Origin of the sequence: Aquipluma nitroreducens (assembly GCF_009689585.1) — a bacterium.
GTDB classification, from domain to species: domain Bacteria; phylum Bacteroidota; class Bacteroidia; order Bacteroidales; family Prolixibacteraceae; genus Aquipluma; species Aquipluma nitroreducens.
In genome coordinates, this window is the sequence record NZ_AP018694.1 from 4254393 (window position 1) to 4268598 (window position 14206).

Genomic DNA, 14206 nt, shown 5'->3' on the forward strand with positions numbered 1-14206 from the left:
AAAAGTTTTAAATTTTAATTAAAAACAAGATTACAGAACCTGCTTATTTATAAGCTGGCACCATTTGTTTCAACACATCCTTGTTCGTATTTCTGATTTCAGATGCAGGAATAGGGAACATACCCCATGTTTCGGGATTATATGTCCTGACCGTAAAATCAGCTGGATTAGGAATACCCTGCGGTACATTAAAACTTGCATTTATTTTAGCTGCTGCATAGGCCTGGCCTCTTCTTAAAAGATCCCATTTGCGAAGACCTTCGCCTCCAAATTCAACACGTCTTTCATGGTAGATGTTATCGAGTGTAATGCTTGTCAAAGCAGCGCTTGCTCCCAGTGAGCGGGTTCTGACCTGATTCAGGTAACCGGTAGCTTTTGCCGGATTGTCAGTCAGGAATAATTCGGCAGCCATCAACAAAACATCGGCATAACGAATGTCGGTGAAATTGCGTGGAAAGTTGTGACTTGGATCACCACCAACTCCAATGTAAGCACTGAGAGCCATGTATTTCTTGTTGAAAAGGCCTGTATTCATGTAAGCCTTGTTGTACTTAGTCATTTTTACATCAGCATTGTACAATGTGGCGTCTTTTCTTGGGTCACCAGTTTCAAACTCGTCGGCTAAACTCCATGTTGGAACAGCAAACGACCATCCAGGATAAATTGTATCATCACCTTCAGGATTACGCACGCTTAACCAAACCGAAGAGAAGTTGCCATTGATTCCCCAACCGCCCCAGTCGCCTGATTTAGCTTTTTCAGAATATTGGATTTCGAGCAGTGATTCTTTGTTGTTTTGATTAGCCCAATCCCACAAATCGGCATAATTAGGAAGCAGAGAATATACATTGCTTGAAATAATCTGCTCTAATGCGGCTTGTACATAAGCTTTATCGATCGTTGTTTTCCCATCGCTGAAAGCAGGAACCGACATCACTGGTTTGGCAAAACCTTCGTGATAAAGGTAAATACGGGCCATTAATGCCTGAGCAGCTCCTTTTGATATGCGTCCTTTTTCGGCTGAAGAAACTGAAACTGGCAGCACTGGAATTGCTTTGAGCAAATCGGAGGCTATTTGCGTAAATAATTCAGCAGGTGTATTCTGAGGAATATTTTTGTAGTCTTCAACATTAGGAAGCACTTCTGTAATAAGCGGTGCATATCCGTAGTGACGAACCAGATCCCAATAGAAATAAGCTCTTAAAAACAAAGCTTCACCTTCGTAACGGTCTTTCAGCCCATTGGTTTTCCAATCGATATCGGCTTGTTTCTGCAGATACAGGTTGGCGCGATAAATTCCGGAATAACAACGGTTCCACAAATCGCTTGACGAACCGTTTTCAGGAGTCATTTTAAACATTTCCATTTCCTGCCATTGGCTCATATCCGAGATGTTTGAACCACCGCAGAATGCATCGTCCGAAAAAATATCGGACATGGTCGGAACAAATTGCCAGTTCTGAACAGAGTAGGCATCGTAAACGGCAGTTAGCGCCAGGAAGGCCTGATCTTCTGTTTTGTAATAGTTGGCTTCAACCTGACCTGTTTTGGGTTCCAGTTCAAGAAATGATTTTGAACAGGAAATGCTACCCAAAGCTAAAGCCAAAAATGAGGTCACATATATTATATTCTTTTTCATCTTTTTCTATTTTTTAGTATTGGCTTTATTAAAATGTAATGTTAACACCACCTAAAACGGTGCGGGCTTGTGGATAAATACCATGGTCGATGCCATTGCTGAATACACCTCCACCAATTTCAGGATCGTAGCCTTTGTAGCTGGTAAATGTCAACAGGTTTTCTGCAGTTACATAAAAACGCAGGTTCTTAATTTTCAGGTAATCGACAACCGATTTTGGTAGCGTGTAACCAAGAGTGATGTTTCTCAGTCGTACATAGCTTCCGTCGTGAATAAAGAAGTCGCTTACTGTTTTCATGTTTTGGTTGTCATCAACAAATGTTACACGGGGGTAATAATTTGATGTGCCTTCGCCTGTCCAACGGTTCAGCCATTCCTGGCGATAGTTGGTTCCATTCATGTCGTAACGTCTGGTAGCGTCATACACTTCCTGACCCAAAGCAGCATATACAAACATGTTCATGTCAAAGCCTTTGTATTCAAGGTTCAGATTCAAACCTCCAGTAAATACGGGGTACGGCGAGCCCATTTCAACGCGGTCGGCATCCGAGATTTTGCCATCGCCGTTTTCATCAATAAATTTAATGTCGCCAGGTTTCGCACTTGGCTGAATTTTTCCACCGGTAGAGCTTACGTAGGCATTGATCTCACTTTCATTCTGGAAAATTCCATCGGTTTTAACACCGTAGAAAACTCCCATTGGTGAGCCAACCGAAGCATATAATACTCCTGATTGTCCGAATCCTCCGTCTCCACCCTGAAGCCTTTTTTCAGCATTCTGAATGTCGAGAACTTCATTTTTATTGTAGGCTCCGTTGATCGAAGCATTGAAATATAATTTTCCAAATTGTTTCTTGTAGCTTACTTCGCCTTCAAAACCTGAGTTTCTTACCGAGCCCCCGTTGATGATTGGAGCAGAGTTGCCAACTAACATTGGAACCGGAGCGGTAACCAACCAGTCTTTGGTTGTTTTTACATAGTAATCCAGCGTAACTCTCAGGCTGCTGCCAAGTGTTGCGAAATCAAGACCAATATTGGTTTGTTCTGAGGTTTCCCATTTCAGCGATGGATTGGCAATCCGGGTTGGCTGTGTTCCATTGTATTGGGTTTTGCTGTCGCCAAAATAATAGATGTTTTGATTTCCAATAATTGAAGTGTATCCAAAATCACCAATGTTTTCGCTTCCGTTTTGACCCCAACTGGCTCTTAATTTCAGCAAATCAACAGTTTCTTTTGCTCCGCTCATGAAATTTTCTCTTGAAATAACCCAACCACCTGCAACCGATGGGAAGTAACCGTATTTATTCTCGGAACCGAAGCGCGATGATCCGTCACGACGAATGGTAGCGGTTAACATGTACCGATCCATCAAATCGTAATTTACACGGCCGAACAATGAGGCAACAGTGTGTTCTGAATAACCACCACCAGTACTTGCGCTCAACGGATTGGTTGCATTGTCAATGTAGGCATGTCCAAAATCGTCAAAAATCACATCCGATTTTTCTCCTGAAAGGTTTTGGTACATATCTTTAAAGGCAGTTGTTCCAGCCATCAAGGTAAGATGATGAATGTCAATGGTTTTATCAAAAGTTAAAACATTCTCGAAGTTCCATCTTGAATAAACTTTCATGCTTTGCGATACCTTGTCGGTAGTAGTAAAGTGCATTGCATCAAGATAGTAGAACGGATAATAATTACGTTCGTTCACCAATGCCATTTCGCCGCTGTATGTTGATTTGAAAGTCAAACCTTTCAAAGCCGAATTAATTTTACCAAAGTCAACTTCAGCGAAAAGGCCACCAACGATTTTACTCGTTTTTGTTTGTGAATTTACTTTGTCCAGCAAAGCCATTGGGTTGGTAATTTCCTGTAAGCCGATTCCATAATCTTCAGGAGTAGCCCATGTTCCGTCAGCATATTTTACAGGAACAATAGGAGGCATATTAATGGCCTGAGCCAAACCGTTTCCAAAATGGCTGTTGGTATCAATACCTTTGCTGTTAATGTATGCCAGGTTTAAATTGGAGCCAAACTTCATGAAACCAAATTCGGCAACGGTGTTTAAGTGATATCCGAATTTTTCGAATTGAGATTTCCCTTTGGCAACAATACCGTCTTGTTTAAAATAGTTAATCGAGGATGAATAACTAACTTTATCATTTCCTCCGTTTAACGAAACCGAATGGTTTTGTTTTGGTGCATCATAATTGAACATTTCATCCTGCCAATCGGTATTAATGTTGTTGCCAGCAATTTCTGCAGCCGAAAATTTAGGACTCAATCCGCCATTCATTGCAGCTTCGTTGGTCAACATCATGTATTGCTGGCTATCGAGCAAGCGAAGTTTCCTCCATGGATTTTGGACCCCATAATAACCGTCATAGCTAACCGTCATCTTTGAGTCTTTTTTACCACTTTTTGTAGTAATGAGGATAACCCCATTGGCACCACGGGCTCCATAAATAGCGCTTGATGCGGCGTCTTTCAGAACTTCAATTGATTCAACATCGCTTGAGTTCAGGAAGTCGGTTCCGGAACCGCTCATTGGCAAACCATCGATAATGTATAATGGTTCAGCATCGCCGTTTGTTCCAACTCCACGGATGCGGATTGAAACCTGGTCTCCGGGTTGTCCTGAATTACTTGAGATAACAACTCCAGCGGTTTTCCCCTGAAGAGCCTGCGTGACTCTCATGTCCGAAGATTTTTTCAAATCGTCGCTGCTAACCTTGCTGATTGCACCAGTTACCAGACTTTTTTTCTGGGTTCCGTAACCAACCACAACAACTTCATCAATATCGGTATGTTCGGTCGCTAATGCGATATTGATAACTGTCCTGTTTGTTACAGGAATTTCCTGAGTTTTCATACCAACGAAGGAAAAGACCAGCGTTGCGTTACCGGAAGCATTGATGGAATAGTTACCGTCAATGTCAGTAATATTACCAGTGGTTGTTCCTTTAACAACAACACTCACCCCCGGGATCGGTTGTCCATCATCAGCCGATGTGACAACTCCCTTCACCTGTAGCCCTTGTGCAAATACTGCAAAAGAGCTCATCAAAATTAAAAGAGCTAAAACTGCTTTTTTCATAAATAAATAAGTTTTTTAGAAATGGTTTCTAAAAGAATTAATAGTAAATTGCTTTTGTGAGACAATTTTGGGCACAAAACTATTCCATTATTTACTTTGGAGAAAGCAAAATCCTACTGCAAAAATACGTCAGATGTAAAGTTGTATTACATCAATAATACATCAGTTCGTATTTTATGTAATTGTATTTTAGTATTTTGCGTTGATTTAACTGAAATGTAACAATACAACATCAGAATCAAAAGAGTACAACATTGTAGGTTTGGACCTATAAATCGATAATCATTCTTGTGAGGTTTTGATCGCGGTCGATATTGAGTTTTTTTCGAACCCGGTAGCGGCAAATTTCAACTCCCCGAACTGAGATATTCATCAATGGGGCAATTTCCTTGGTCGAAATATTCATTCGAAGGTAGGCGCATAGTTTTAGTTCTTTCGGGGTAAGATTTGGATATTGTTCTTTTAGCCGTCTTAAAAAATCTTCATGAACTTCGTCGAATGCTGTTTCAAATATTTCCCATTGCTTTTTATGGTCAATATCTTTGTCAATTTTAGCAGTCAATGAAGTGATTTTATCTTTGATCGAATCATCTGAACTGGATTTCTTTACTTTCTCCAACTCCTCTTTGATCTTGACCAGAAATTTGTTTTTCCTGATTAAATCCATGGTCTGGTTGGCAAGCTCTTTATCCCGGTGAATCATTTCACTTTGAAGCTGATTGTTTCGAAGTTTAATAATCTCTTTTTCTGAGATCAATGCTTCCCTTTGATACTGCTGGACTTTTTCCTGATATTCCTGAGCGTGTTTCAATCTTTCCTTCCTTTTCGAAACCTCAATCCGATGATATACTAACCAAACGATTGCCCCTATAACTATTAAGGTGGTCAGTAAATAAATGAAGTATGCCACAGATGACCGGTACCATGGAGGACTAATTGAAAATGTAAATCTTGCCTCTTCGCTCTCGTTTTGAAAGGGATCCATTGCCTTTACCTTGAACGTATAATTTCCCTCGTACAAATTCATAAATTCGCAATTGGGCTTTTCTGACCAAGCTGACCATTCCCTGCTATAGTTTTCAAGAAAGTAACTGTACTTGATTCGTTCCAAATTTTTGTAGTCAGGACTGGAATACCTGAACTCGATGTTATTACCCTTGTAAGCATATGTTGTTGAATCACCAGATAGCATTTGGGGAATCATTGATGGATACAATATGCGATGATTTTTAAGGTTTACAACCTCCCTAATGTATGATTCAAGTTCTGTTTTTTTGTTTGCCTGGTAATTTGGAGTGTAATGCGCCAGTCCATTTTCGAGAGCGATAAATGTATTTTGACGGTCTACTATGTTGATGTTTTCAAATCCGGAGATAATGCGATCCGATAATTTTTCAAATGGGGCGCTTACCTTTTTATAAGTTCCATCTTCCAAAAAACGGAGTACTCCAAGGTTGTTTCCGCTGGCAAACCAGATGTTGTTGAACTGATCTTCTTTAATGTAGTCAATATTAGTCGGTTGTTCAAAAATGTTGTTGTAAAACTCCGATCGTTCAAAGCTATTGGTGTTCTCGTTGTAAGTGTAAATTCCATTTAACGTTGTAAAAATGATATTTTGCCCAATCGTCATCAGGTTATTGTATAAGTCTGATGGAAGTCCGTTTTTCGAGTTATAAAACGAATAATGAGTGACACTGTCCAGTTTTCCGTTCAGGGATATACAAAACACACCTTTAAATCCATGGCTCATCCAGATATTCCCTTTTTTGTCTTGTGCCAGCAATTTCGATGATTCATTGAATCCTTTTATTTGTTTTACAAATTGCCAGTGTTTATTGTCTGCCGACTTTTTAAACAGCGTCATTCCCAAATAATTTCCACCAATTAGGTAGTTCTTGTTCTGTATGGGTTCAATAAACATCCATGCTCCATTTACATTAGAAATCTGGGAAGCAGTTTCCCCATCAATCATATATGTGCCATTGTCGTGTCCACATAACAAGATTCCCTGATGCACACCCAAATACCATACTTGTCCAACTGTTTTATGAATGAGCCTGAATCCTTCGGTGTCAATACTTGAATGCTCAGGCCAGTTTTTTACAAAAAGTCCATGGTTGGTCCCTACATACAATTTCCCGTTGTAAACTATCGATGAGTAAGTCGCACCTAATCCTTCCGGGTCGAACATATAGGTGAATGGAGAACCGGTGTCGATGTAGTCTATCCCGTTATCAAGCCCTAACCAAAGGTTTTCATCGCGATCGGTTCCGATGCTTAATATCGTATTGTTCTGAAGTCCTTTCTTTTTGTTGATGTGTTGTATAATTCTCCCCGATTCATCTGTAATGATCATTCCGTTTTGGACAGTTCCCAATGCGTAATGGTTTTCGCTAAATACAGTTGCCGAAAACAGTTGGTTGTTTTTCAGAAAATCATTTGCTTCTCCCTGCCACGGAGTTAGTGTATTCCCATCGGATATGAATGCTCCATTGCGATCGGTCGCAATTAAAAGGTTTGTATTGTTGACAGGTAGGATAGCCCAGATTCTTTTATCCTTCAGTAAACTAAGTCCGGGCATTTCGAACAAGCGACCTTGTTTGTATTCCATCAAACCTTCAACTTCATCCTGAATCAGTAATCGGTTGTGTACATAAAACGAAAATGATACCCTGTTTTTTAACCGAATGGAGGATAGCTGGTCATCCTTATAAACAAATATATTTGTGTACGACTGAAATACAACTCCAAAGGTGGTGATGTGAATTTTCCAGATTTCCTTAAAATTCCGGTCATCTTTTGGTACAAGGTTTAATAAGGAATGATATTTCATTTGACCGGTTACGTCAGGCTCAAAGTATCCAAAGTCATTTTGCTGTCCGATATAAACCCGGTCGTTCGAATCAATTTTCAAACAGCGAATAATTGATGGAGTGGGTAATCCATAAAGTTGCCAGTGAGCACCATCAAATTCCAGAAGCCCGTTGTTGTTGGCAAAATAAATGAAGTTTTTGCTGTTTCTTTCGATCTGCCAGTTTTGTGTTCCGGCCTTGTATTCATTTTTCGGAAAGTTATGGATATAGGGAACCCCAACGTTTATTATTTCTGCGGAAGCTCCCGTTGATAATAATAAAATGAATAAGAAAATATAGATTAGCTTTTTACGCATAGGAATGACTTGATTCGGAAATAATACATTGATTATTCTGCAATTGTAGCGTAAAGGATTTAAATAAGCAATGATTTGCAGTAGGCAAATTCAATCCTGATGTTGTTTGGCTAATGAGTTTTTGATGCAAAAAAAATGCGTCAATGACGCAAAATACTCAACCCTTCGTTTGAGCGGCAACGCAAACGAAGGGTCGACTGCTATGAAATAAATCTAAAGATTCCGCTCCGAATCAATTAATCTACTGCTTTTACAACCTTTCCGTAATCCACTTCCGAATTGATGGTTTTTGCCACATTCATGTAGCTTGTTTTTACCTCTTCGCTCTTTGGCATTTTCCCAGCAATCTGTACCAATACATTTCCTCGTTCAAATTCAGAATCAATCTTCGCTGTTTCAGCGATGAGCCCAATCCATTGCTCTTCGGTTTGAAACTCTTTATTGGCCAGTTTTTTGAGCAGATTTGTTTTCTCAAAGTCCGACCCGACGCGATTAATCGAGCTTAGTAAATCCGTAAAGTTTTTGCCTTCAAACGGTTTCTTGTCTATCAATTCATTCAGGATGTTTGCTTTCTCGAAATCAGAACCGATGTGATCTACCGAACTCAAAAACAGATTTAGATTTTCTCCGGCAACGGTTTCCTGATGAAGTAATTCTTTCAATATGTTGGCTTTCTCGAAATCGGAACCAACTGTATTTGTAACATTGAGGGCAGCATCGAACTGTTCTTTGGAGAGTGGTTGCCTGATGATGTGCTTCAGGACATTGGCTTTTTCGAAATCGGAACCAACACTTACAGCAGCTTCGAAATAAGCTTTTGAGGTTAGAGAATCTTTCAACTGGATGGCCGAGAACTTCTGAAGTAATTTACTCTTTTCAAAATCAGAACCGATTTGTGTCCCGATCTTTTTTGCAATGTCAGTTATTTGGTCGGGGTGAATGCTATCGCTGGAAATCAGGTATTCGAGGTACATGCTTTTGATGAAATCATTGTCCAGGCGATCGACTTCGCTCAGTAAAGCTCGGAGACCGCCTTTTTCGACAATGCGTTTCATTCGGCCCTGGGCATCAAACCCCACTGAAATCATTCCCTGAATGGCTTCGGCCAAAAACTTTTTACCTTCGGCATCTTCCGGATTTAATTTCCGGCCATTGTCGAACATCTCGTAAGTGAGCTCTCCATCGATATTGCATTTGACGCGTAATTTCCTGTCATTTTTCCAGTACTTCAAATAGCTATTTTTCGTCATGCTTTTTATGGCTGCTTCATCGTCAGTAAATTTGACTTCACCAGTATAGTTTATTTCAAGTTTGTCTTTTCCATTGTTTACAATGATTGTATTTCCGGAGTGATGGCACGAACTTGTCAGTAAAAGGATGATCAGTATTGCGAATATGTTTCTTATCGTTTTCATTCGTTTAAATTTTTGTTTAATGTTCTGCATTCTGGTATTAACATCATTTTTTGAATAATACTTCAGCCTCATGGAATTGAGCTTGCGAAATCCGCGAAGCGAATAGCCATTTATACATTTCCGGTTTGTGCGGGCAGTCGTGCACATGGCTATTTCATTTTAAATCATTATTTATTTAGGTTGTTGTTTTCCGATCGTTTCATGTACGAGAAATAGCCAAGAAAGCTCAGGGAAAGGCAGCACACAATGATTGCGATTGAGTGTATTCCGAATGGTGTGGTTGCACTTGCCAGGCCTAATCCGATTCCCATTCCGGCTAAAATCAGAAACCATTTGAATGCCTGGCTTTTGGTGTCGTTCTTCGTCGGTTGAAGAATTTGTTCTGCTACTTTATCCGAAACCTCTTTTTCAATCATTTTTAATTTCAGTCGATTGTCCAGGATTATTCGGACTAGCGAAATGAGAAAGTTGATTACTAACCAGGCGGCAAAAATTGTTGCTGAAATTTCGAATAATGGTCTCGAAAACGAAGATCCTTCGGTGAAATGGTAATCTTCGGCGGAAACTAAAAAAGGTGTTGTAAATGCCAGGAATAGGAGAATGAGCCTTTTCATTTTGTCTGTATTATTGTTTGTACTCGATTAGACTGGTATGTGTTTGTATTGTTGCAAATCATTCATGATAAATTCAACACGCCGATTTGTTTCTTGTATTTTCGATAGGTTTCGATGACCTGAAACAGAAAAACCACCAGCGTAATGGCTAGGAATAAATAAAGGAGCAGGTTGGAATAGCGAATAAATAAACCCGACAGGTATTGGTGAGACAAGAAGCACGAAATCAGTACCGCCGTTATTCCGATGGCAGAAAGCAGGTAACCGACTACGCTATTTGTTGAAAACGAAGGTTTAGGTTGCTCCAGTTGAGCCATTACCAAATCGGCTAAATTGAAATCGAATTTAGGTTTTTGCTGTTGCTGAATTCCTGAGAACATAATTTGATAAGTTCCCGCTTTCTCTTTACAAATAGGGCACGATTCGATGTGCTCCTTGATGGATTGTTCGCAAAGCAATGCGTCTGAAACGTATTGCTGAATATCATTTTCAGAAGGATGTCCGGTTCTCATAGTTCTTCTTTTTTGTATTTGCGTAATAAACTGTCTTTTAACGATCGCCTTGCCCTGAATAAATAGCTTTTCACAGTTCCTTCTGGAAGTTGGGTGATCCGGGCAATTTCTTCATAACTCAGTTCTTCGTTGTGATATAACGTGATCAACGTTTTGTGTAAAGGCGAAAGCAGTTCGATTTCCGATTTCAGAATTTCATTCAGTTCTCGCTGAAAAATATCATTTTCAGTTTGATTGAATAAGCCAACTACTGATTTGCTGCCGACAAACTCAAGAGAATCATTGTCTGGTTCAGAATGCTCATTTCGATTATCGAGAAGAACCAGCTTTTTCTTTTCAAGGTAAGTCAGGCAGGTATTGTAGGCAATTTGTGCAATCCACGTCGAAAGTTTCGATTGATACCTGAATCCGGGCAAACTTTTAAATGCTTTCAAATAAATGTCCTGGGCAATGTCTTTTCGGTCTTCGGTACGACTAATCATTTTAAAAACGATTTGAGTAACCAACCCTTCGGTATTTTGAATAATGGTTGCAAAGGCATTGGTGTCTCCATCCAATACCTTCCCAACCAAATACTGATCTGTCGCCATGTTTTTCCTGATCTCGTTCACTTATCCGATTAGACTGGCGATGGAAGAAAATGTTGCAAAACTACTTGCTGAAAATTGGCTTACAACATGAATTTCCGGGGTTGAAATCTGTGGCTGTAAAATGAACCGTTCCGATGGCTCTTGGAAAAGGGACATCGAAACGATCAATCCGGAAGCGATAATTTCACTAAAACCGATACCCGAAAAGAAAATAATAACTCACTACCGGTGATTTTAAAGCTAAATAATTTGACATTCCACCGGTTTTTTCCATCCGAACTTCGCAAGAATATTTTTTGAAAACACCGCCAAATCCCAGAAGATATCCAGGTATCCATTTTTTTGCATCAATTAATGCTTCCCGTTCCGAAATATTCGTTTGAGAATATACATGCGATTCAACTCTCCGGTTATTTGTTTCGGATATAGTCACCGCATTCGATATTCCACCATTGACAAACACGAACGTATTTTTTACAGGATACTTGAATCTCAACAGATTATTCAACTTGATGGAAGTACACCCAATCGAACCGGTTGTGATGTCGTAAATATCATTATTATCCGAAGACCTCACATTGTTACTGACAGCTTTATAAGAACAGTAAAGCACCTCGTTATTAAACGATATTCTGTCTTTCTGGCGAGAAAAAAGAATATTCCAAAAGACTCCAAAAGCAAGATTTGTTGATATGGGGAAATCCGCCTTTTTCAGGTAACTAAATTCCTTGTCAGCAATAAATTTTAACTGGGTGAATGATAATCCCGCAAGAAGTCCAAATTCCGACTTATTTTTTTCAACCTTATACTGATACGTAATTTCACTATTTTTACATTCGTAATAATCTTTAAACAGATTGATCAACTCATTTTTTTTATACTCTGAAGAAGAAATCTTCTTTTGAATCGAAGAACAATCCTGTAAATAAATATTTAACTGGCCTTTGTATTTTTCATCCCTTTTTTCAATCGAGATATTGTTATATTTTGTATTGTAAACCTTGAACATCAGCCTGTCAAATTTTCCGGACTGACCGATAAAAAAATGTATTTTCTGATTCTCGTCTTCCAGATAATAGAGACTTTTGGGGCCATCTACCAGAACCTGCAAATAGGTGGTGTCAATTCGCTCATGGAATTGCCAAAGATTATCATGGTCCATCGAATTAAGTGGACCATCTTCAACGATTACAATACCGCTGGTATAGATTTCGCCGGCAACACCAAAACTCAGAATGTCAGTTGAAGAATAGACTTTTGTTTCCGAATTCGATTGAATTTTAAATTTGAATTTTTTCGGGGTAATTGCCCAGTTTCGGTAGTCTATTAAACCTTTTATGGTATCCTTGTTATTATCGACAATAAAACCGGGTTTGAAATTTTCTTGCGAGTAACCCGAAACTGAATTTAAAAATGCAAGTACGATAAACGCTGAAATTAATTTAAGAAATCTCATTTTTGTTTGTTTCATTGTTATTAGATTGGTTAGTTTTTTTAGAGCTGGGTATATGTTCGTTGCTCTATATTATCTTGTCTTTAGTTTTTCGGCGAACTTCCTATTTGCCCCAAGTACTAGTGGCTAATTTCCTATTAACGAAGCACAGAAATCCGGTTGGTATTTTGCTGATATACTTATTTTTAAGCACTGCAGCCGATTTTGTGGGGAGTTTATGTTATAGCCAATGGTTCAATTCTCAAATGGTTTTTTTTTTGTCTATTGTCTTAATTTTCAATCATATCAATCATTTCAATTCTTGGTTTCTTCTCACGAAACCCCCATCTTTGTCTAGTCTGGCAACGAATGTATTCGACTATTTTGTATGCAATTTTACAACATAATGTTAATTAAAACAATTATTTTTTTATTAAAAGCTTAAATAGTCGAAATTCGTTACGAATAGCCAAATTTAAACTATAGCCTTACTTTTTTTTAAGTTTATTTTATTGCAAGTCTCTCACAAACTATGGCGAATGACAGATGAATCTGATAACTGACTCAGGAGTAGTATGAAATGGTATTCTATAAACATAAGTTCAATTGTTAAAACAAAAAAGGCTGAATGGTTTCCCGTTCAGCCTTTGAATATTATGGATCGTTTTAATCTATACGAAACATTTGTTGTCGAAAAATTTAACCGGTTCGCTACAGTTTTCTCCGTCAACAGTCCAGGTATTTCCCGATTGTAACAATTCGTCCATGCAAGTTACTCTGCGTTTGGCCTGAACCGTTTCAATCTGCTTTTTCATTTCCTGATCGTAAATAGGAGCTTTAACACTTCGGATAACGCCCATTGCAACTGGGAATTCCGGAAGCGCCATGTTGATTAAAGCAACCTGTAAGCCAAGGTTGTCTTCTTCCGGATGATGAACCAAAATGTCTTCGCGGGTAATGCCGTTTTCGCCAATTTTCACCACTTTCAGGTGTCCGTTCTCCAGAATCAAACCTTTGTCTTCCTGTTCTCCAAAAATCATTGGTTCGCCTTTCATCAGGAATAATTGGCGTTCGGCGCGGAATTTAGGGTCAGCAACGTAATCGTGGATTCCATCATTGAAAATCACGCAATTTTGAAGTACTTCTACTACTGAAGTGCCTTCGTGCTTTGCTGATTCAGCCAGAACTTCCTGAGTGTGTTTTACATTACTGTCGATTGCTCGCGCAAAGAATGTTCCGCGTGAACCTAAAACCAACTGCCCCGGAATAAACGAGTCTTCGATGGTTCCAAACGGCGAAGTTTTGGTAATCTTACCACGGTCTGATGTAGGTGAATATTGTCCTTTAGTCAACCCATATATTTTGTTATTGAAAAGAACCAGGTTGAGGTTAATGTTACGACGAACCAGGTGAATGAAGTGGTTTCCACCGATAGCCAATGAGTCGCCATCGCCGGTAATCACCCAAACCGTTAAATCGGGGTTAGCCGATTTAACTCCCGATGCAATAGCCGCAGCCCGGCCATGAATGGTATGGAACCCGTAAGTACTCATGTAATACGGAAACCTTGATGAACAACCAATTCCGGAGATAACGGCAAAATCTTTGTGTGCGATGTCCATATCGGCCATAGTCTTCTGAACCGCATTCATAATGGCATAATCGCCACATCCCGGACACCAGCGAACTTCAGCGGCACTTTTAAAATCTTTGGCAGTATAATTGAATTTTGTCATGA

The 14206-nt window shown here is 39.3% G+C and carries 9 protein-coding genes; all 9 read right to left on the bottom strand.

The window, feature by feature from the left end; genetic code table 11:
- Window positions 1–43: 43 nt before the first annotated feature.
- The 9 genes from AQPE_RS17840 to AQPE_RS17880 all read right to left on the bottom strand — a co-directional run bounded on the left by AQPE_RS17840 (window position 44) and on the right by AQPE_RS17880 (window position 14204).
- A complete protein-coding gene (locus tag AQPE_RS17840) occupies window positions 44–1639 on the bottom strand; it encodes a RagB/SusD family nutrient uptake outer membrane protein (protein WP_318347852.1) in 1596 nt (531 codons plus the stop codon).
- A 28-nt stretch (window positions 1640–1667) separates the two neighbouring features.
- The gene (locus tag AQPE_RS17845; RefSeq protein ID WP_318347853.1) at window positions 1668–4736 is read right to left on the bottom strand and encodes a SusC/RagA family TonB-linked outer membrane protein; all 3069 of its coding nucleotides are present in this window, start codon (window positions 4734–4736) and stop codon (window positions 1668–1670) included.
- A 268-nt stretch (window positions 4737–5004) separates the two neighbouring features.
- On the bottom strand, window positions 5005–7905 hold the full coding sequence (locus AQPE_RS17850) for a triple tyrosine motif-containing protein (RefSeq protein WP_318347854.1): 2901 nt from the start codon (window positions 7903–7905) through the stop codon (window positions 5005–5007).
- A 236-nt stretch (window positions 7906–8141) separates the two neighbouring features.
- Window positions 8142–9320, bottom strand: a complete 1179-nt coding sequence (locus AQPE_RS17855) for a hypothetical protein (RefSeq protein WP_318347855.1) — start codon at window positions 9318–9320, stop codon at window positions 8142–8144.
- 167 nt (window positions 9321–9487) lie between these two features.
- Window positions 9488–9934 (bottom strand): hypothetical protein, encoded by a 447-nt coding sequence (locus AQPE_RS17860; protein ID WP_318347856.1) that lies wholly within the window; start codon window positions 9932–9934, stop codon window positions 9488–9490.
- A 62-nt stretch (window positions 9935–9996) separates the two neighbouring features.
- On the bottom strand, window positions 9997–10446 hold the full coding sequence (locus AQPE_RS17865; protein ID WP_318347857.1) for a hypothetical protein: 450 nt from the start codon (window positions 10444–10446) through the stop codon (window positions 9997–9999).
- A complete protein-coding gene (locus AQPE_RS17870) occupies window positions 10443–11036 on the bottom strand; it encodes an RNA polymerase sigma factor (protein ID WP_318347858.1) in 594 nt (197 codons plus the stop codon). The genes AQPE_RS17865 and AQPE_RS17870 overlap by 4 nt, the downstream gene beginning before the upstream one ends.
- 187 nt (window positions 11037–11223) lie before the next feature.
- Window positions 11224–12492, bottom strand: coding sequence for a hypothetical protein (locus AQPE_RS17875; RefSeq protein ID WP_318347859.1), 1269 nt, complete (start codon window positions 12490–12492; stop codon window positions 11224–11226).
- Window positions 12493–13139: 647 nt separating this feature from the next.
- Window positions 13140–14204, bottom strand: a complete 1065-nt coding sequence (locus AQPE_RS17880) for a 2-oxoacid:ferredoxin oxidoreductase subunit beta (RefSeq protein WP_318347860.1) — start codon at window positions 14202–14204, stop codon at window positions 13140–13142.
- Window positions 14205–14206 lie beyond the last annotated feature (2 nt).